The sequence below is a fragment of the Flavobacterium sp. LAR06 genome, assembly GCF_041946075.1.
Lineage (GTDB): Bacteria > Bacteroidota > Bacteroidia > Flavobacteriales > Flavobacteriaceae > Flavobacterium.
The window spans coordinates 55,912-79,547 of the sequence record NZ_JAUTYT010000017.1; the positions used below are offsets into that span (position 1 = coordinate 55,912).

Sequence of the window (23,636 nt, forward strand, 5' to 3'; positions counted from 1 at the left end):
ACAACAGGTGTTTACTTAATGAAAACTTCAAAAATATCATTTATAATTACATTTTTATTTATTGCCTTGACTTTTTTCCTAATAGGATACAAAGTAAAATTTTCCGATCGCATTGTCACAGTTAACAGTTCCATGCTTTTCAAGGGCTTTATAATGACAAAGGAATTAAAGCGTGCAGGAGAGAAAGAATTTAATGTGAGAAAGAAAGAGCTTGATAATTTATATTCACTACTGCGGTCAAAGTCTATTGCTGCCCCTGAGAAAGAAATGATAATGAAACAGCTCGAACAGGGCAAGGAAGAATTTGAAATGTTCAATAAGACTTTTGCTTCTAATGAATCTTCAAAGATATGGTCGCGAATCCATAGCTATACAAAAGAATTTTCCAAAGAAAATAATTATCAGTTCATAATAAGTACGGACAACAGGGAAACTGTACTGTTTGCTGATCAAAATAGTGATGTAACTAAAGAATTGCTTATCTATATAAATAAAAAATATGAAGGAGTTAAATAGGATTGTTTTTGCATTTCTATTTTTTGTTTTGTTCTCCTGTAAAAAAGATACACATTCAACAAAATTAGATGACTCAGAAATTAGGGATCGCTATTTTAATCTTGAAAAAATAGGTTGGAAGTCTCAGGTTTATATCCAAAAAGGTGAAGATATCGCTTTTATGGCTACCGAAGTTCCTATTCAGTACTATCTATTGAAAGACCTGGGAACTGAAAACCTAAAAACAGTTGATTCTCTTTATGAAAAAAATAAAAGGGAGCGTGTTGTTGAATTTGTTTTCCAACAGGAAGAAGAAAAAGATTTACTCTCGAGAGATTTTACAGTAATGGATTATACTGATGCTGTAAAATATATGTCATTTGGTCTTGAAAAAGATTTTTATGTTGTAACGTCTAAAAAAGATACTATTCAATGTTCTGGAGTTGCGTACGAGCGCAATTATAAAATTGCGCCTTTTCAAAAAGTACTGCTATTCTTCTCCGGAATAGATCCAAACGAAAAAATACAGCTTGTATATACTGATTTCCTTTTTAGAAAAGGAACTCTAAAATTTAAATTTAAAGATACCTATACCCAAATAGCCTTATGATTAAGCAAAGAGAAGTAAGTAAATTAAAAAAAACAATTGCTATTTATTTAGCCATGATGATTCTTTTGGAAACCGTGCAGCCCATGCAGATTTATGCATTAACAGGAGGTCCTTCACAGCCGGAGTTTGAAGCTTTCACGCCAATTGGAACTTCTGATATGGTTGATCTGGCAAGTGGTGATTTTAATTATAACATTCCAATCATGGATGTAGGTGGGTATCCATTAAACTTAGCTTACAATTCCGGAGTTACTATGGATCAGGAAGCCTCCTGGGTTGGATTGGGCTGGAATCTGGATGTTGGACAAATCAACAGGCAGTTAAGAGGCCTGCCGGATGATTTTGACGGAGATGAAATGATTTATGAGAATAATTTAAAACCAAATGTAACGATTGGGGCAAATTTTAATGTTTTTGTAACCGCCTTTGGTCTGGATGAAAGTGGTAGTGCTAAAGGGAGTGCTAGTGTAGGGGTTGGTGTTAAGTATAATAACTATGAGGGAATTGGCATTACACCAAGCGCAGGTTTGAATTTTCAGGTCAGTGAGAATCTTTCTGTTGGAATGGATATTTCTTCTTCTGCTTCTGAGGGGGTATCTGTATCACCAAATGCGTCATTTTCTAAAAAAATTGGAACTATAACAAATACTGATATAAATCTTGGCCTCAATGCAGGTGTTAGTTATAATAGCAGAAAAGGCATTGAAAGTGTAACATTGGGCGCATCAGTAAGTACTCAATCTTACCATGGAATAAAAAATCAGCTACAATCCACAATCACTAATGCAGGTCAGGCAATTTCGGGTTCAGTATCTTTCATAAATGCATCTTTTACTCCTACTAAGCGAGTAGCAATGAGCTCGTCCAATTATATGTTTAATTTAAATATTGGTACGGAGTTCTGGGGAGCAGAAGCAGGAGTTAAGTTTTCAGGCTACCGTACCAGTCAGGGAATTATGGATTCCGAAAAATATAAAATAGAAAAAGCGTATGGATTTGAAAACACATTTAACGCCGGAAGATCTGATATATTAGATTATAACAGAGAAAAAGACAGGACTTTTAACAAAAATACCACTTCGCTTCCTCTTACTAACAACACTTATGATTTATATAGTATCCAGGGACAGGGTATTTCAGGGCAATATCGCCCTTATAAATCGCAAGTTGGATATGTATACGATAATGAAACGACCGATGCTACAGAGGGTGGAAATGCAGGTTTGGAATTTGGAGCTGGAGGAGGCGTCCATTTTGGAATAAATAAAACTGTTACACTTGGGAAGAGTAAAACTACAGTATGGGAGAATTCTAATCCTGCATTGGGAAGGTTTACAGAGAAAAAAAACGGCAACAGTGCTGATTACGAAAAAATATTTTTTAAAAATATTGGAGGGAATCATGTTGATCAGGAATTGGATATTTTGAACAATGATTTAGCAGGTTATAGCCCTGTAAGGTTAAATATTGAAGGGGAGAAATTTTCACGAAGAACAAGTCAAAAATATTACACTGAAAATAATGCCGTTACTGGCAATAGTACTATTGCACGCACAAAACGTTTATCAAGAAATCAAACTATTCAAAAATTAACCCGAAAAGAAGCAAGTACTTACGGTTCTAACAATTTAAGCCCATTTTCTCTTAAAGGAAAACATGATAATCACACTTCAGAAATAAAAATTACCAAAGAAGGTGGGGAACGATATATTTATGGAAGAGCGGCTTATAATACTATTAAAAAAGAAGCAACTTTTGATGTAGGAACAACTCCAAATGTAGATTATACTACAGGACAGGTTAACTACACTGACAGAGACAACTCGATAGCAAATAATCAAGAAGGAGACCAGTACTTTAATAGAGTCACGACACCAGAATATGCACACTCTTTTTTACTGACTTCTGTTTTATCTTCTGATTATCAGGATTTGAAATCAGACGGACCTTCAGACGATGATTTAGGTTCGTACACCAAATTCGACTATGAAAACAAAAGCAAAGACAAAGCCCATACCTATAAATGGAGAATTCCTTTTAAAAGTAAATCAGCCACTTTTGATGAAGGGCTTCGCTCTAGTAAAAAAGACAATAAGGGTAATTACATATACGGAGAAAAAGAACTTTTATATGTCAAAAAAATTATAACCAAAACACATGTTGCAATTTTTCATCTTTCACAAAGAAATGATGGTTACGGAGTAATAGACGAAAATGGAGGATTTAGTGAAGATTCCAAGATGTATAAACTTGATAAAATTGCATTGTATGCTAAACCCGAATATGATGCAAAAGGAGAACAGGCAATTCCAATTAAAGAAGCTCATTTTGAATACAATTACAGTTTATGTCAAAAAATTGACAATAATATAGATAATAATAATTCGAACAAAGAAAATCCTGCTTTTGATGGCAAACGAGGAAAACTGACTTTAAGTAAAATATATTTTACTTATAAAAATTCAAACATGGGAAAATTCACTCCTTATGTTTTTGATTATGGCTATAATCCAGATTACGATATGAAGGGATATGATATCTGGGGAAATTACAAAAAATCAAGCAACAATCTGAGTTCGGCTACTACAAGTGATTTATCGAATCCGGAATATCCGTTTGTTGATCAGCATGACAGAACACTCTCTGATCAGTATGCTTCAGCGTGGTTATTAAAATCTATACGATTGCCCTCCGGAGGAGAAATCAAATTGAATTTTGAGGCAGATGACTATGCTTTTGTACAAGATAAGCAAGCAATGCAAATGTTTAAAGTCACTGGCAGCGGTGAGGAAAAAACACCAAATAACAACGCCTTAAATGATGCAAAAACAATTAAATCTTTAGGGAAATATCTATATATCGAAATCGATCAGGATATAGACATTAACAATTCAAATATCGCACAAGTATTTCGTGATACATACCTAAAATCTATTGGAACAGATGGGAATCCATTATATTTTAGATTCTTATTGAATATGGTAAATCCTAACCCACTACCAGGAATTGGGGGTACTGATAAATTTGACTATGTAACTGGTTATGCAAACATAGACAATCCGCTAGATTGCGGTTTTTTTGAAAATAATGGAAAAAAATATGCTTCAATACCGGTTGACTACGTAACAAAAAGTGATGGTTTTAAGGCCGAAAAGCAGGTAAATCCGATAATTAAAGCGGGTTGGAATTTTGGAAGAAAATATTTAAACCGGCTTGTTTATAGTATGGACAATCAGGAAGATACCAACGATTTGGAAGGCGTTGTAAAAGAATTAATTGGTTGGATGCCCGCTCTTTTAGATATATTTAAAAGTCCAAATGCAAAGCTGGAACAAAGCGGGATTGCAAGCCAATTTGTTACAAATAAATCCTGGATTCGCTTAATGCATCCCGGAAATGGAAAAATTGGAGGCGGCAGCAGGGTAAAAAATATTACCCTTAGTGACCAGTGGAATATTATGACCGGGAATGACTCAAACAACATTTATAAACAATCATATGGACAAAACTATTCATATAAGGGTGCTGACGGTAAATCATCTGGTGTTGCTACCTACGAGCCGCTGGGTTGCAAAGAAAATCCTTCTGTAAAACCTTTTTACGATAAAAACAAAAAGGATCTTTTACTGGGGCCAGACAGTGATAATTATGTTGAAGAACCATTTGGAGAATCTTTCTTCCCAGCACCAAAAGTTACCTATGGAAGAGTTACAGTGGCTAATGTACCCCGACAAAAAACAAATGCAACACTGGAGGTGAAAAAACATGCAACAGGTTCTGTGACAACTGAGTTTTACACCTCTAAGCAATTTCCTACTCTGGTAGATCGCACCACTTTATCATCAAATTTTGATTCTTCTACTGCCTTGGGTAGTTTATTAAATTTAAATGTCAAAAACCATATTACTTTATCTCAGGGTTTTTCAATTCATACCAATGATATGGATGGAAAAATTAAAAATCAAAGAGTATACGCTGAAGGTCAAAAAGATTTTATCTCCGGTGTAGATTATGCCTACAGCACTATATCAAATCCGCAAAAAGCTAGTAGCGGAAAACTTAATAATACTATTCAAACAATTGGCTCAAAAGGAGAAATTAGCCAAAAACTTGTAGGTGTAGATTATGATGTTATTAATGATTTTAGGGAAAGTACAAATACTACTACTACAGCTGGGGTTAATTTTAATCTGGCAACGCTTCCATTTACGATTTTAGTAATAGTAGTACCTACAATTATACCAACTTACTCCAAACTTGAAGGCCAAATTCGAACAGCAACAACAACTAAAGTAATTCATAGTTCTGGGATATTAGTTGAAAAGGTTGCTTATGATGTCAGTTCAAAAGTTTCTACGAAAAACTTAGCCTGGGATGCTGATACTGGAGAAATTTTATTGACCCGGACCACCAATGAATATAACGACAATTATTTCAGTTTTAATTTCCCTGCTTACTGGAGCTATGATGGAATGAGTCAGGCAGCTAAAAATGCTGAATTCACATCTGAAATAGAAAAATCTAGCGAGGGATACAAATTATCTAAAACAACAGCAAAAGCTAGTGATTATTTAATCAATGGGGATGAAGTATTTATTACAGGATTTGATGCCGAAAATAATAGAATAGATACCAGGGCATGGGTTGTTAAGGTCAATGATGTAAATTTTAAGGTTCTTGATATCGAAGGAAAATTAATTAACAATGTTGATAAATCAGGAAAAATAAAAGTAATACGATCTGGTCACCGTAATATGCAAATGGCCGTAATGGCAAGCATTACCTCTATGAGGAATCCACTTTATGAGTATGATGCAAGCAATAATGCTGTAGCGGCCAAACTCAATATTGGGGACAATCCGTTTCAATCAGATAATACAAATAATAGAATTGTAAATGCTTCCGCTGTATCTTACAATGATATTTGGCCATCACAGTGCGAATGTAATTTGCCTAAAATGGTATTTGATGTAAAGGGCGACTTAAAATACCAATACGAAGAAGTTGTTTCTGATGATGACCATTCAGCTAATTTTTATAATCCATATCTATACAATATTCTGGGAAATTGGAGAGCTAACAGATCTTATGCTTATTTAACAGGAAGAAATTATACTGAGGATCCAACCCCCCGTAAAACTGGCTTCTTCTCAGATTTTTACCCGCTGTATGTTAAGACCCAGGGGAAATGGCATATCTCTAGTTACAATATAGAAAAATGGACTTATGCTTCACAAGTTACTCAGTACAATCCATATGGCCAGGAAGTTGAAAACAAAGATGCCTTAGATCGTTATTCATCAGCTATATATGGATACAATAATCGCTTACCGGTTGCTGTAGCATCTAACACAAAATATAGCGAATTAGCTTCTGATGGATTTGAAGATTATGACAGTAATCCCCAGTGCAGCAAAGCTTCTCACTTTGACTACAAGGCACAGTTAAAACAAAATGAGATAAGCATCACCAATACTCAATCGCATACGGGGCGAAAGAGTTTAAAGGTTGCACCAAATAAAAAAGCAACTGTAAAAAAGCAAGTTATCGCTTGCGATAAATTATAATATTACTAAACCGATGAAAATCAATTATATATTTCTTTTTGCCGTAATAAGCTTTTTGACAAACTCACAAGTTTTTTCACAGGAACTCAGTGATCATGAAATAGGTTTTGATGTAGAACAAGCTACTACAGAGTTGAAAGAAAGAGGTTTTAATGAACCTCAGGAACTGAAGTACCAAATTCAGATTATTAGGGAAATGCGTACTGCAGAATATGTAGTCATGAAAAAAGTTGAAGACAACATATTGAAAAAAATTGAGCTGCAGCAATATGATGTAAATGGACTATTGAAAACGGGTGCAGATACTGACATTCCACAGTCGGAAAGAGAGGCACTATTAGCTTTATTCGGCAGTACGATGGGAAACAGCTGGATAAATAAAACGGGTTGGGATTTTACTACTCCCGTGGCTTCGTGGAATAACTCCACAAAAACGGGCTGGTATGGTATTACCGTAAGTAATGGGCATGTGGTTTCCATAATATTAAGAAGTAATAATTTAAATGGTCCCTTGCCGCCGGAAATAGCCCAATTAAGGCATCTAAATGTTTTGGAGTTACAATACAATAAATTAACAAATAGTATATTTCCGGAAATTGGACAGTTGCAAAACTTACAGATTTTAATTTTAAATAATAATTCACTAGCGGGTATATGGCCACCAGAAATTGCAACACTACAAAATTTACAGATTTTGAGTTTAAACCAAAATCAATTAACTGGTACTCTGCCATCAGAAATTGGGCAACTTCAGAATTTACAGATTTTAGATTTAAACCAAAATCAATTAACGGGCCTCATACCACAAGAAATAGGACTGCTTACAAATCTGCTTTCTTTAGATTTAGGTTCTTATAACCATAGCAATAGGAATAATTTTACCGGAAGTATACCTGTAGAAATTGGCTTTCTTAAAAAACTTCAAATCTTAGATTTATCGTTTAACAGTTTAAGTGGTAATATTCCTTTAGAACTGGGCAATCTAACTCAACTTCAGCAATTAACATTATCCTATAATCAGCTATCAGGCAATATACCAGCAGAAATAGGGCAACTGCAAAATTTGCAAAGTCTAAATCTAACGAGAAATCAATTAACAGGTGCATTACCGCTTGAATTGAAACTGCTTTCACAGCTTAAATCTTTACAATTAGGCGAGAATAAATTAACAGGTATTATCCCTTCTGAAATAGGTTTCCTTTCTAAACTTACTTCTTTATCTCTTAATAGCAATCAGTTTACAGGTCCTTTCCCAATTGGAATAGCCAAATTAGCAAATTTAACTACATTATTGCTATACAGTAATGGCATTACAGGAAATATTCCTGAGGACATAGGGCAACTTTCGCAGCTTGAGCTTCTAAACTTATCTAGTAATGGACTTTCGGGAACTCTTCCGTCAGGGATTAACAATTTCACAAAACTTTATGGTTTATATCTAAGTAGAAATTCATTGGAAGGAATGGTTCCTGACTTGAATAATTTACCTTCGGGATGTAAAATTGGGATCCCATCTAACAAATTTCGCTTTATCGATTTTGCCCCTCAGTTTTTTTCAACAAACAAGGATTTTGTTTATGCAGGTCAAGCAGAAATTGATACACCAAAAAATATTACAGCAGGTATTGGGCGTAGCATAACAATGACAATGTATGAAGATAACCGGTACCTTCCAGATGAGACTTTCCAATGGTATAAAAATTCTAAAGTAATTTCTAGTGCGATTTCCAGGGAATTAACTATCTCAAATGTGTCGTCTTTAGACGCAGGCAGTTATTATTGTGAAGCAAGACATCCTTTGCTAACATCTTTAGATCCAGCTACAGGGAGAAATTTAGTTTTAAAGAGAGCTGTTATAACGTTAAAAACAGTTCCTTGTTCTATAGTTATAGGTACACTTGAGATACAAAATCAGGAAATAGGTTCAGAGAATTTCTGTGCCGGAGAAGAAATTAAATGTTCTTTTAATTCTTCGGCAACAGATTTAACTTATGAGTGGTCAGTAATTGACAACAATAATATCACTTTACATTCGGCTGTTAACACCACTGGTCTTTATAATTATATCCCCGTTGAACCGGGCGCATATACAATACATTTAAATGTATACCAAACAAGTGAATGTAAATTTGAATTTGATAAAACCATAATTGCGCAGACCTGCATCCCATTTGTTTCCTGCACCAAGAGTAATCCCGCAACACCAAAGATTAAGGAAATTTTTACCACCTTAGCAAATAAACTGTTAAATCTTCCGGCAGAAACCATCATAGATGGCTACACCTGTGATGAATTAAAAGCCCTTGTTTTTTATATCAAGGAAGAAACCCCTGCTATTTACAATTTTGTAAATAACACCAAGGAAGGTTTTATTGCTTTTTCTTTTGGAAACCATGCGGATTATGATGTTAAAATAGCTTCCGGGCTGAATCAGATTTTAGATTTTAATCTGGATCGGTATGAGTCTGCTGACAGGATAACAGATGTTACTGCTGCTGGCAGTCGTATTGATAGTCACATAAAACATATCGATTTTTGCTCTGAACTGTACTGCGTAGATCACATTGCTTTTGTTTTAGACGAATCAGGCTCTATAAGCCTTGCTGAAGCTGATAAAATAAAAAAACAGTTAAAGAAATATATTCAGCAACAGGCGGATGATAATGACAAACTGCAATCCAATATTTATGTTTCGCTGACAGGAATGTCTGATAGCGATACAGTAACCAGGATAGATAATATCTCACCGACACGATTAACAAATACAGATCCTGCAATTTTAAGAAGGTTTAATAATTGGATTGATAACTATCGCCTGAGAAGCGGCTGGGGGATCAGCGCTTCTTCAGATTATTGGAAAACAGCGCTTGATGTAACCTTGAATTCTTCTATGAAACCCAATGTTGTAATGATAATTACTGACGGTTGCCAGACCATTAATGTAGAGGCATTAAGAGATCAGACTATGGCAAGGTTCAGTAATTCAAAAAGTACCCTTTTCACTAATTCTGATAAACCCCATTTATATGTTATCGGTATTGCAAATGGATTTTATGTGGATGGCGGAATCGCTCGGGGAGCATTGGCGCGAAGTTTAGACCCTAACTATGCTAACCAGATTACATCGGCAACTAATGAATCAAGAGTAGTTCCCGTTTTGAGAACCTCATTAAAATATTTATTAAGTTTTGGCGAAACGGAGTATCCAACAGATAAAATTGACGATTTCAGGTCTGATTTCTATGGTTATGAGAATTTCGATTCTCTGGTAAAACCGGAAAACGAAGCCTTTTTTTCAGACAATTTAAAATTAAGCAAATTCTCATGCGGGCTTCCTACAGATAAAAATTATTGTACAGACTGCCTTTCTTTTCAGCCAATACCAAACAAAGAATATATGTTAAGTGCATGGGTTAAGGAAGAAACAGCCATTCAGCTAAAAAACTATGAAGATGCCGTAGTTAATGTAGTTTTTTTCAATAATGTCAACACAAACGATATTAGATACAGAATTGGCACGGAAAGTTTTACTGCCAAAGGCGATATTATAGACGGATGGCAAAGAATTGTCGGTAAATTCCTGATGCCTGCCGAAACTATAAGTATAGAAATTGAGCTTGAAAATAAAAACGATGGAATTCCCGTGTATTTTGATGATATCAGAATACATCCATTAGATGGGAGTGTAAAAACTTTTGTTTATGACGACCAGACCTTTACGCTTATGTCAGAACTTGATGAGAATAATTACGCTACTTTCTATGAATACGATAATGAAGGAGGTTTGGTCAGGATCAAAAAGGAAACTTCCAAGGGAGTTAAGACTATTCAGGAAACCCGCTCAGGGAATGTTATTAATCAAAATTAAATGAAAGCTATGTTTGGTAAAGCAATCCTGTATGGAAGTTTTTTAATTGGTTCTGCCGGGTATAGTCAGAACGTAAATGAGGTTTTACAGCAAATGGCAAAGCAGTACAGCATTTCTCAGCCGCTTCAATACAATTCAAATTATGTCCTATATAAAAGTGCAGCATCTAAAACAGCAGAACAATCGTATAAAGGTGTTTTTATGAAAAATGCCGGCAATGAAGTTTATATGAAAATCGATCAGACTGAAATAGTAAACTCGAAAACGATAAACCTAAAAATCAGCCATCGGGAGAAAGCAATTCAAATTGCTGATCCTATTAAAAATTATTTTGGAAGTTTAGATATTAAGCCCTTGTTGGATTTATGCAGGATTGAATCTTTTAAAGACTTCAAAACCTATTGGGAAATAATTTTGACAGCAAAAAACTATACAAATCTTCCTTATTCAAAGATTGTTATACAGATATCTAAAAAGTATTATTTACAAAAGTCTGTTTTTTACTATAGCACTGCCGTGAATTTCTCTAAGGATTATCAGACTCCAAAGTCATATTATCCCAGATTAGAAGTTGCCAATACCAATTTTAATCGAAAAGCTGTTAATGCTGCATTTTTCAAAACAGCAGATTATTTTACTTCTCCTGGCAGAAATAAATTTATCCCGGCAGAAAGATTCAAGCAATATCAGGTTATCGACCTAAGAAATATTTCCAAACAATAAAACAGATATGTCTATCAAAAAATATTTACTAGCATCTGCATGTACTCTTTTTTCAATGCTGACATTTGCCCAGCAGGAAACCCATTTAGAGGATAAATTAGTTGGAAATCAATTACAAGGACAACCAACTTTAAGAATTACAGATCCTAAATACGATGATATAAAAAAACAAAATGTTTTCACCTCTGTAAATCCAGCCGTTTCAATTCATTTTGGTTTTAATGAGGATAAAAGCAGCCCGGTCGATTATGGGAAAGTTTATTCCTGTGAAATTTCACTAGCCATTACAGCCTACGATAATTCAGGACATGTAATAAGCTCCTATACAAATTCAGCAGGCGATACTGTAACATATCCCGCTACAGTTACTTTAAAAATTACACATGATAATAGCACTAAAGGTTTTAAGTTTGATGATTATGCGGTGTATAATTTACCTGGTATACATAAGGCGGATGTAAATGTTGTATCTATTGTTTATAACGGTCAAGCGGGTGCGGCTGTTGAAAATTCAATGGCCTATCTGCAATTGAAATTCAGTACCGACCGTTATTATAATCTGCAGCTGAGCAGTACGCAGTCAAGCTCTGTTCTTCCCCTACAGCATAAATTTATAAATTACAATGGAACGCAAGCCGCCGAAGTAGGCAGCGTTAGCGCAGGAGCGGAAGAAATTCTAATTTCATGGCATAATGATCCTGCAGCACCTGCAGTAGAGTATGAACTGGAATGGACATGGATTGACAATTTTGCAGCAAATGGTGGTACATTGGCCCCAACTGAAATTGCTTTAACCGATCGGGATTTTAAATTAAACAGCACAAGGATTCAAACCAAAGAAACAGTCTACAGGATTCCAATAGTATATTTAAAAGGTTATATTGTATACAGAGTTCGGCCTGTTGGAAGATTTTTAGATGATATTTCTAAAAATTATTATGGAAACTGGACATCGGGATTTGCAGAAGCGCACAAGCTTTTGAGCGATTGGTCTCATTATTTAGTCATTGATCAAAACCACGAATTAGGAAAGAAAAACTGGCAATATCAATCTTCTTTTGCCCAGGACGGAAAGAAGAAAGAAGTGGTAAGTTATTTTGATGGTTCGCTACGAAATCGCCAGACCGTTACGAAGATAAACTCAAATAATAAAGCTGTTGTTGGCGAAGTTATTTATGACAATCAAGGCCGTGCCGCAGTTGAGATATTACCTGTTCCTGTAGAATCATCAGGAGTGCATTTTTATTCTGATTTAAATAAAAATAGTCAGGGTACAGCCATTTATACTCATAATGATTTTGATTGGGACGACTCCAATAAAAAAGACTGTGAGCCAACTGCTATTGAAGGCATGTCAAATACAAGTGGTGCCAGTAAATACTATTCTGCCAATAATACTATTCAAAATAATCATCAGGATTTGGTTCCGGATGCTCAATCACTTCCTTTTTCCCAAACTGAATATACACCAGATAATACAGGGCGTATTAAAAGAAGAGGCGGCGTAGGTAAAGAGCATCAAATTGGAACAGGACATGAAATGAGATATTTCTATGGAAGTCCATCCCAACCGCAGCTTAACAGGTTATTTGGTTATAAAGTGGGTGATGCCTCGCATTATAAAAAAAATATTGTAATTGATCCAAACGGACAAATTAGTGTTAGTTATTTAGATCCACAGGGAAGAACAATCGCGACCGCTCTTGCAGGTGATAAAAAGGGAAATTTAATTTCTCTGGATGATGAATCTGATCCCGCTCTGCATTTAAGAACAAGCACCAGTTTATTAGATAAAAATTATAAATATGCTTCGGGAAATAATACTATAACTGAAGACGGAATTCGTTTAAACAGTACTGTTGATGTGATTAAAAAAGATAGTATTTCATTTAACTATGATTTTGAGAAAACAATAGGAAGTTATAATGACAGCTGTTTAACTAACAAATATTATCCTTTTGTATACGATTGGTCTATAAGTATGACTGATGATTGTGCAAATGAATTACTGTTAGGCGTAAACGAGGCAAAACTTTCTTCAAAAATTGGAGCTTTTGACATAAATTCTTATGCACCTACTGCACTTAAAATCGAAAAAACATTTGAAGGAAAGACAAAGAAAAGTGATGGCAGTTATGATTTCTTAGATGAAGGAATCTACAACATGACTAAAAAGCTACAGATAGATACCGATGTGCTTAATAATTATGCTGATGATTACGTCGATCAATTAAGAAAAGGTACTTCCTGTAAACCAGTCACTACCGAATTTGAAACCGTGATTCAGGAGAGTGATTGTAATGTTACCTGCAGAAGCTGTGAAGAAGCTTTAGTTTCATCCAATTTGGTAAATGAGTCTGATAGAATATCCTATAAGGGAACTTTCCCGTCTGATGAAAGCAGTCTGGGAGACATAGCAGCCAGGGAACCGTATTTAATTCTGGCCGAAGGACAATATGTTACCTCTAATCTTCCATCAATTGAACTTACTGCTGATGAGCTGCTTACTTACAAAAAACATCTTCAGTCTGAGTTTAGGTCATTAGTTGCCAACTGCAGGGAATTGTGCCAGAAGCCCGCAGACATCTGCAGTATTAACGAGCAGACTTTGCTGGCAGATGTCAGTCCTGGGGGGCAATATGGTTCAGTTGAGGGGCTTGGGAATGATATTCTCCAAGGTGAGGGAGTACCGGCAGAAGACCAGACTGACGGCAGTATCTTGAGTGTTTTTAACGAAAATAATCAATTATTGTACGGTGGTTACAAAAGCACAACAGAAGCAGACCCGGATCTCCCTAATGGTTCTATTACAGTAAAAACTTCAAAATTCAACTGGCGACATCCTGCTGGGGGCTACAAAGGTGAAAATGGTGAAATCTCAAGGATAAGGATCGTAAAAATGCAAGATGGCAGGTACAGTCCAGCCTTAAGGTATTTTGAGAAAAATGAACCTGACCCAACAGTAGATGATCCTGGAAGTGAAGATGAAAATGTTCGTCTTGCGGAACCTCAATATTTGGAAAGCGTGGCTGACTTCCTGGCTTCCTGGCAGTCAGGTTGGGCGAAATCATTATTGGCTTATCATCCCGAATATCAGTATTATTTATACAATTTGGCTATTTGCAGCAAAACAGAAAATGGCAGGAACTCTGATGGTTTTGATCAGGAAATAAGGAATTTAGAATATATAAACAGCGATACCGGCTTGCCTGAAAACGATGTATTTGCCAGCGCTGGTATGGTAGCACAGCTGGTAAATTCCTCAGCTACAGTGGACCCTTATTACAGCGCGACATTAGGTTCTGAAATCGAAACTGCAAAAGAATTCGGTCTGCGAAAAGAAATTATCAAGGAAGGTTTGGATACTAACTTTGATGGCATGAGTTTTAAAAGTTCCCAAAATGCCGACATAAACATGAACATGCTGCAGGCTGCCTATTTCTTTGCAGCGTACTCGAACGGAATTACACCTGTAAGTGCTTATGAAGATGTTTTAAATAAAAGCAACAGTACACTTTTAAGTGATATCAATAACCTTTCTGATTCTTATTTAAAGCAAAGAATATGGGGCAATTTTAAGAATTATTATTTTGCCCTAAAAGAAAAAACAAGAACTGTATTTGCTCATATTTATGCCAATAAAAAACAGATGAACAACAGCTGTATTGGTGATGCAAAAAACACTGATTCCTATAGTACATTATTGAAAAAATACAATGCAGTTTACTTAGATGTTACAGTAGCCACTTTAATTGAAGGCAGCTTGTCCAACATTCCCTCTCTTCCATCAGGTTTAGATGGTGTTGCACCAATTTGTATGGATGAAACAGCTCCTTATTATGTAAATAAGGAAAAACGCTTTGTTTCTGCTGATTATAATTATGATTCAGGATTGAGTGATACTGAAGTAATGGCAAATGCCCAGGCGCAGGCAAAAGCCAATTTATTTCTTGAAACCGGAAAATGTCCTTTGGCCTCAGATATGGAAAGCTTCTTAAAAGGTTTAGTAGATCCTACCATCCAGCCAGATGGTTTGTTGCTCAATAGATTTGTCTATAGCATGCCTTATTTAACGGTCGGCATTTTCAATGCTCAGGTCAACCAAGATTTTGATTCAAGCGCTGTCCAGGAACCCCCGAAAATTTATGGGCATACTACAGGAACAAATAATGCAGACCTGGCAATTGATTTTACAGTTCAGGGAAGCAGTATTGCCACTCCAATTTTGTTAAAATTTGTAAATGTTACCTCTGGTTATAAAAATGCTTGCGGGGAAACTACAGATCTTCCAACCTGGGCGGATGTAGCAGGTTTCAAAAATTTCCATTACATCTCTTATGATTTAGGCACCAAAACCTTTAAATTTAGCATTTTGGCAACGATTGTGCGTAAAGGGACTGCTCCAAATTGCATAACCCCCGAAGAAGTAATAGTAGAAGGGTATACCAAAGCAGCCGTTGGGGAATGCTACTTTTCCGGCGGTTCGGGTGTGGGTGAAGTGATTGCTTTTGATAATAATCAGTGTTCCAAAAAAGACCAATTTGCTGCCGCTTTACGTGATTTAATGCTGGATCTGCAGGCCAACAACAGTATAACTGCCACACAGGACATAACCGGTAACAATGTTTTTAGTAAAGGTTATTTAAAATCGTACTTTGGAAGTGCTTCGACCGATAGCGTAAAATGGAATTATGACGTGGTATCGGACGAGAGAATTTTTTCCATTACCATAAATGATATTGTGCGTGTCAAACTAAATGGCGGGAATACGAATACAAGTCTGGGGACGGTTAAAGATTTATTCATTGGCGATTTACAGACAGGAGGGAAAAGCAATATTGTCAGATTGGTTACTAAAAAATTCATTGGTTTGCGATACAGAATCGAAACAAAATCGGGTACTGTTAGTGCGGGAAAAAATAATGCATTGTATTTTGCCTGCTGTGCGCCTTGCGGTGAAGATGATTTTGACGGGGATGGGTATGGGGATCTTTGCGGTGATCCTAATAGTATCCCTGTGGTTGATACTTGTAGACTTCCATATGAAGTAGAATCTAAATATGAAGATAACTTAAAGGATGTCATCAATAGCATTATAGTAAATAAAACCCCTAATTTTCTTGCTTTTAATTGTTCTGAGAATTTAACTATGGCTCATTTTATTACTGACTCAAATTTACAGCAACATTTTCAAGCAGCACGAAACTATTATTTAAAAAAATATTTACCGGAAAACCCACCAGAAATTATTGAATTGGCAACATTTTGGACTTCAATTATTTCAGGAGATGCGGGAATTTCTATTAATTTTAATAAAACTGGGATGCCTCTTCCCAAGAAGAGCACAATGATAATGATTTCTATACCTAACTTTTCTTTGGTACGTAAAATCACTTCTATAGATATTACTAGTGATTATCAGGCTCGGATTGTTTATAATGACATTAGTGGTAAATCCGTTACAATTGAAGAAGCCAATATATTTAACGTGACGACGGTTAGTGATACTTATCAAACTGGTTATGGAGATACTTTTTGTCGATTTTTTGCTGATGATTATCCTTCAGAAAAATCCGCAACAAAGGATTTTCTGGATCAAGAGAATAATTCTATTAAATTTAGTTTTAATGAGGATGGTACTTTTACAATTGATTCTTATGTGCCTGGTTCGAATAAAAGTCTGACTAATATAAGTTTACGATCAACTTTTTTTTCAGAAGGCTCACCAACCTGCAACGATATCTGCGTTCCACCAACGGTAGCTCCTGTAATATGCGGGGATAAGTGGACTGAATTTATAACAAGCTTACAGGTTAAAATGCCGGCTTACCAGATTCCTGATAATTTAAGAAATAGTGGTGCTTTTTTCTGCGAAGCCAATTTTGGGTATATCAGTACAGATTATATAGATTATTTAATTAAATTTGATATAAAAATAGCTCAGGATCCTTTGTTTTTAACCATAGCTGAATTTGGAAGCACCAAATTAAAATATGGAAATGAGCAAACTCCAAACGTTATTAATGCTTATTATAATTATATTCAATCACAAATTGAAAATCCTCAGGGCGAAACCCAAAAATGGAATGAGTTTGCAAATTCTTATGTAACTATACATGACATTTGTGCGCCGGCTACAATTGCGCCATCGTTCAGTTTGAATCTGCCTGCAGAGGAAGGGGCCAAAACTCCATGTGAGATTTACAGAAAAGCGATTAACCAATCCAGTATTCAGCAAATCTCTGATGCTTTTTATGCCGATAAAAAAGCAACTTTTAAACAAAATTACCTAAAAGCCGCCCTGGAAGGAATCACCGAAAAATTAAACCAGAATACTACCGATAAAGAGTATCAATATACGTTGTACTATTATGATCAGGCAGGAAACCTGGTGCAGACAGTTCCGCCGGAAGGTGTACAAAGATTACAGCCAACCTCTGACGATACTATTGATAATGTAAGAAAAACAAATTCAGAAAAAGAAGACACCACACCAGTTAATGGGGTTCCGGTTAGTCCGCTTCATAATTTGCAGACACAATATCGATACAATTCATTGAACCAACTGGTTTGGCAACATACTCCCGATGGTGGTGAAACTCGTTTTGCCTACGACAAACTGGGCCGAATCATAGCCAGCCAAAACGCAAAGCAAAAACTGCAGTCACAATTCAGTTATACCCGTTATGATGCCCTTGGTCGAATTACAGAAGCAGGTCAGCTAAAAACAAAAACAGGGCTTGTTATAAAAATTAATGAAAATGGAAGATTAGAAGACGATGCAAAAAAAGCCGTTGATGCAGATGCTGTAAAGAAAGCGGTCAATTATCCGTATAATATCGCCGATGCTACAGAACAGGTGACTAAAACTGTTTATGACAATCCTCTACCAGATACCCAGAACTGGTTTACTGCTTATGGATCTGATAACAGCCATAAACGCATAACTGCTGTTTTGTATTTTGATACAATGAATAATGGGTCACCTCTATCAGGTTACGCAAACGGTATTTTCTATGATTATGATGTCCACGGAAATGTGAAAGAATTGGTACATTATAATAACAATGGTGATTTATCATTGCTCAATAATACAACCAAAAAAATAGTGTACGATTATGACTTAATCAATGGTAACGTAAACAAAGTAACGTATCAGCCAAATAATCCTAAAGATCAATTCATACACCGTTACCAATATGATGCTGATAACAGGATTCAACAGGTGTATAGCAGTAAAGACAATATCATTTGGGAAAAAGAAGCCAATTATTTATATTATGATCACGGCCCTTTGGCGCGTGTTGAAATTGGAGACAAACAAGTTCAGGGTCTGGATTACATTTATACTTTACAAGGTTGGCTCAAAGGAGTCAACTCTGAAAGAATCGGTAAAGATTATGATGCCGGAAAAGACGGCTTAAGTGTTGCTCAGGATACCTTTGGCTTTGCCTTAAATTATTATACCGGCGATTACAAATCCCGCTCAAATTCAAGAGATGTAGCTATCTTTAGCTACAGTAATGATCCTGCACTGGCAAAAGAAAACAGAAGTGTGTACAATGGTAATATTAAAGAAATGGTAACTTCATTAGTAAATGAAAATGGTACAGCGATACCTACCCAATATAATTATTACAGGTACGATCAGCTGAACAGGATTAAAGAAATGACCTCAAAGTCTGTCCTGGGCACAACGATAGCAAATAGTTATGAATCGAATTATAGTTTTGACCGAAACGGAAATTTAAAAACACTTTTCAGGACTGCTCCTAAAAATGGGGTTAGCACTGCAATGGATCAGCTTACTTATGCTTATAATTCGGGGACAAACCAATTAAGGCGTGTTAACGATGCTATTGCAAATGGCGTGTTTTCTAATAGCGCAACAAACCCAAATGATGCTTCTCTGGATATTGACAATCAGACCGCCGAGGAAAACTACCAGTATGATGAAATTGGCCAGATGATCAAAGACAAACAGGAAGGTATTGATATTGACTGGCGTGTTGATGGAAAAGTAAAATCGGTTACCAAAAGTAATGGTACCGTTATTAGTTTTCAATATGATGGTTTAGGAAACAGGATTGCTAAAATCGTTGAAACTCCTACTAAAACAACTACAACTTTTTACCAGCGTGATGCACAAGGGAATGTTTTGAGCACTTATGAAATGAACAAAACAGGCAATCAGCTAACGTATGATCTTATTGAGCAGGACATTTACGGAAGCAGCAGGCTTGGTGTTGAAAAAGGCAGAAAATCAATAAGTGCTGCAACTATTACGGACGTGCTTCGCAAAAGCGCAGTAAGCAGTAAATTACTTGCGAGTGTAGAACCAATGGTGATGGCTGCAAATGTTACTGCTGATACTGCTGCGCAATATGGCCTGACCTTCGATACACTAACGGACGGGACGTTCTGGACTGAAAAACCAGAAAATTCAATTAATTTATTTAATAATTCAATACAAAAAACAAAAGCGATAACGTTAACAGCACACTTAAAAATTGCAGAAAATACTGTAAATTCAACAGGTGTTGTTGCGGCACTTCACGGAGTTTCAAAAAGTGGCAGTAAATGGCCGGAGGATGGTTCAACGTCTTATTTGAATACAGTTTTATTGTCGGTTAAAAAAACCTCGACAGGCTATTTACCTTTTGTTTCCTTTGTAGATTACAGAAGAGGACATAATAAATATAAATCGAACGGAAAAACAAAATTTGGTTTCAGAAATTACAGATATAGGACTAATTATGAAATTAAATCAACTTCTATTCCAGAAGATGAATGGGATCTTATAGCTGTTATAACAAAAGATGAAAATGATGCGTATACAGTAAAAATAACTGTAAACGGAAACGTTTATATAGCTAAAGCCTCTGCTACGGTAACTGAATCAGATGGACATATAGAAGTACTTGGGAAAAACAGAGATTCACAAGAGCTTAATATCACTTTGCCTCCAAACTCTTTAGGGAGTTCAAGTGTTAAATACTACGACGGAAAGAGTGGAGATAATGAGGGTATTAGCAATTACAACGCTCTTTTATCAGAAATGTGTGATTTTAGTTATACGATTAAAAATGATCAGTTTGTTGAAGATGTACAAGTAAACGAATATAGTTTTGACGAAGGCGCTGGATCTGGAAATGCACTATCTGTAACAGGATCCCCTATGACTTTGAGAGGTATTAGTCGTACGGTGGGGTTTTGCGGTACCAAAGAAGGAGATGTAGATGGTGACGGCAAGCTAGATAAAGAAGACAACTGTCCTGGTATCTTTAATCCGGGTCAGGAAGATGATGATCATGACCGAATTGGTAATGTATGCGATAATTGCCGTATAACAGCAAACACCGATCAGTTAGATGCAGATCAGGATGGTGTGGGTGATGTATGTGACAATTGCAAAAATAAAACTAACTTTGACCAAGCAGATACAGACGCAGACGGAGTTGGTGATGTATGCGATAATTGCAGAATTACTGCGAATTCTGATCAAACTGACACCAACAATAACGGGATTGGAGATGTGTGCGAAGGTTTGGCACAGGGAGAAGGTAAAGATGCTACGCCAGCAGAGCCACTTACAGCCTTCCGTTTTGTGGGAGACAAACAATACGAACTGTCAAATCATTTAGGGAATGTTCTTTCTGTAATTTCAGATAGAAGTTTATATCGCACCGATCATTATTCAGCAGACGTTCTTAGCTATTCAGATTACTACCCTTTTGGTATGCAAGTCCCAACTAGACATGGACAAAGCGACAATTATCGTTACGGATTTCAAAGACAGGAAAAGGATGATGAAATTAAGGGTGAAGGGAATTCATTGAATTATACTTTTAGGATGCATGACCCGAGGATTGGTAGGTTTTTCACGACTGACCCACTTGCAAAATCATATCCATGGAATTCTACCTATGCGTTTTCTGAAAATAGGGTAATAGATAGAATTGAACTTGAAGGATTAGAGGCAGCAGCTGTGACTATAGGTGCAAGGGCAACTATTTTGTTTGTATCTGCTGCTGCAAATGTCACTGTAGCCGCTGCGCCTAATGGAATTTCATTGTATCTAACCCCAGAAGCTGGCTTGGGTGCAGGGATTTCTCTTGCGGCTGGTGGTTCACTTGCAATCTATCCTAACGTTACAAATAGTGAACAGTTAGGTGGATGGGGACTAAATGTAGGTGGGTCTGTTATGGGTAATGGTGGTGACTTGTCCTTTTCATTACAGCAAGATGAAAAAACTGGTGCTGTAAATGATGTGAAAATGGGAGGTGGTTATGGTATTCCCAAAGTAGGAGCGGGTGCGGGCGCAGAAGGGCATGCAACTTTAGGATATTCTTTTTTAATTGGAACTGTTGAGTGGAAAGATATTAATAAAACGGTTAAGGATTGGGCTGATGAAGCAGGTATTCCTGTTAAAGATTTGAAAAAAGCTATAAATGTTGCTAAAAGTTATTATGATTCTGAAGTAGCTAAACAAGAGCCTAAATCTACGAAAGCAACAAAGCCTGCCGATAAATTATTACAATCTGATTCAAGTAGCAAAAAAACTGCAAAGAAAGAAGATATTAGAAAAAATAATTTCAATAAAGCTGAAAAGAATAGTAAGACGGATATAACAAAGAAAACTATTTAAACACTTTAAGGATGAAAATTATTTTAACTGTCATTGGTCTTTTTTTAGTATTACTAAATTTGTATGTAGCTTCCCTGTATCGTGATTTATATATGAAAGGCATTATTAATACAGATAAACGTATTTCTTTAAAATTTCTAAATCAAGCATTATTAAGAGCAAGTGGTATCGATAGGGGTCTTATTTTAAATTGTAAAAGATACTATGTACTTTTCTTAACTTTATTTTACATAGAATTACTTATTGTATTTTTTTTAATTTTCATTTAGTAATACATCGTTGTTCTCGATTCTTTGAGGTATTTCGTTTAAGGAATTGTGTTGAAGAAGAGAATTATTTTTTTTCGAATAAAGTATTTAAATAAAACCTAATACTGGATATATTTCTGGTATTAGGTTTTTGTTTTTTATTCACTCTTTGTAAAGCTTGGATACATAAAACGCATCTGGATTCTGCTTGTCTTATATTTTCAGCACCTTATAAATCGATTATTGTTATTCTTAGTCATTATATTTTTGGTCAATTACTCTACCTGATGTTTTGCTATTGTTATGTGTTGTAAAGGTTTTGGCTTCGATTTCTTGTTGGGTCTTGTTGTAATTTGCATGAATAAACCACTGCAATACCTTCTTATGAGTGTCTTTGCGTTGGTTAACAGTTCCTCCAGTCATTTTGTTCTCGATTATCTTAACACATTCCGTTTCTGTTATTTTGGATGGTGTAACTTGTACGGGTTCATTGATGATAAACTTATCTATTATCAGGTTTATATTTTCAACGGTTAGCTGGTCGACACTTTTAAGAGTGCCATTAGTTATTGCAGTCTTAAAATACGCAATACAATTTTCAATATCAACGTCTTTGTCGTTCATAATTGATTTGTCAATCTCATCAAAAATTAAATTAGCATAGTCTTTTAAAACTATGGGTTTAACATCAGATTCAACCGTTAGGGTTGAATCTTGTATTGGGTCGCTTATGTGTTCCGTTGAAGGTATTTGCTCGGATGGGTCGCATGTATTTTCCACCGCTGGGGCTTCCAGTTCGGGCGTTTCGATGGATTCCTTGTTTAGGTTTCCGTATTCGCTTATCTTATAAGTCCACGTGTTGAAGCGTTTTGGTACTCTTTCCTGTTTGATATATCCAGCCTTTTTAAGTCTTTTGATTGATTTGCCTATTGTATCATCGCTACACCCAAATCGATTAGCATAGGTCATAACATTAAATATGTAAGTATCGTCATCGCTTAGGATGCTAATGAGTAGTAACTTATCGAAATGGGTTAGGTTCTTATTATATAGGATTGTGTTGGATACTAGGCTGAAAGTGCCTGCTGGTCTTTCTTTGACGTGGATTGTTATTCTATTGTACTTTTTTTCTTGGTTTGGTTTTTTCTTTTGCATGTTGCGTGGCTTTATCTTAGCGTTATGATTTAGTCCTTGACCTAGACTAAGAGCTGGGCAGGTGTCGACTCCTGTTTATCCCAGCACTAGGGATTTAGTTAAAGCGGTTTACTCCGCTATTTATATTCAAGTATAACGATACTCATTGAAAAGGTCAATACTTATTGAAATAAACTGGTGGGTACAGGTTGGGTCGTTGAAGTGTGATTCATGATAAAGGCATTTACCCATCATAACAAAATCATTATACTGCAAATGTGCGGTATTGTAACAAACCCAGTAAAATCAACAATACCGCAAAAACCCAATACCGCAATAGTGC

7 protein-coding genes are annotated in these 23,636 nt (G+C 35.9%); 6 read left to right on the forward strand and 1 reads right to left on the reverse strand.

Going from position 1 to position 23,636, the window contains the following annotated elements; genetic code table 11:
* Positions 1-18 precede the first annotated feature (18 nt).
* The 6 genes from Q7C23_RS20530 to Q7C23_RS20555 are packed head-to-tail and all read left to right on the forward strand — an operon-like array spanning position 19 to position 21,911.
* Positions 19-516, forward strand: a complete 498-nt coding sequence (locus Q7C23_RS20530) for an OmpH family outer membrane protein (RefSeq protein WP_375034254.1) — start codon at positions 19-21, stop codon at positions 514-516.
* Positions 500-1,105: a hypothetical protein gene (locus Q7C23_RS20535; RefSeq protein ID WP_375034255.1), complete on the forward strand. Its 606-nt coding sequence runs from the start codon at positions 500-502 to the stop codon at positions 1,103-1,105. Before Q7C23_RS20530 ends, Q7C23_RS20535 begins: the two co-directional genes overlap by 17 nt.
* Positions 1,102-6,672, forward strand: a complete 5,571-nt coding sequence (locus Q7C23_RS20540; protein WP_375034256.1) for a hypothetical protein — start codon at positions 1,102-1,104, stop codon at positions 6,670-6,672. Before Q7C23_RS20535 ends, Q7C23_RS20540 begins: the two co-directional genes overlap by 4 nt.
* Before the next feature lie 13 nt (positions 6,673-6,685).
* Complete coding sequence (locus Q7C23_RS20545) at positions 6,686-10,540, forward strand: hypothetical protein (RefSeq protein ID WP_375034257.1); 3,855 nt, start codon at positions 6,686-6,688, stop codon at positions 10,538-10,540.
* On the forward strand, positions 10,541-11,263 hold the full coding sequence (locus Q7C23_RS20550) for a hypothetical protein (protein ID WP_375034258.1): 723 nt from the start codon (positions 10,541-10,543) through the stop codon (positions 11,261-11,263).
* Between the two features lie 7 nt (positions 11,264-11,270).
* Positions 11,271-21,911 (forward strand): thrombospondin type 3 repeat-containing protein, encoded by a 10,641-nt coding sequence (locus tag Q7C23_RS20555; protein ID WP_375034259.1) that lies wholly within the window; start codon positions 11,271-11,273, stop codon positions 21,909-21,911.
* Between the two features lie 500 nt (positions 21,912-22,411).
* Here Q7C23_RS20555 and Q7C23_RS20560 read toward each other — a convergent pair whose 3' ends face one another.
* Positions 22,412-23,314: a helix-turn-helix domain-containing protein gene (locus tag Q7C23_RS20560; protein ID WP_375034260.1), complete on the reverse strand. Its 903-nt coding sequence runs from the start codon at positions 23,312-23,314 to the stop codon at positions 22,412-22,414.
* Positions 23,315-23,636: the final 322 nt, after the last annotated feature.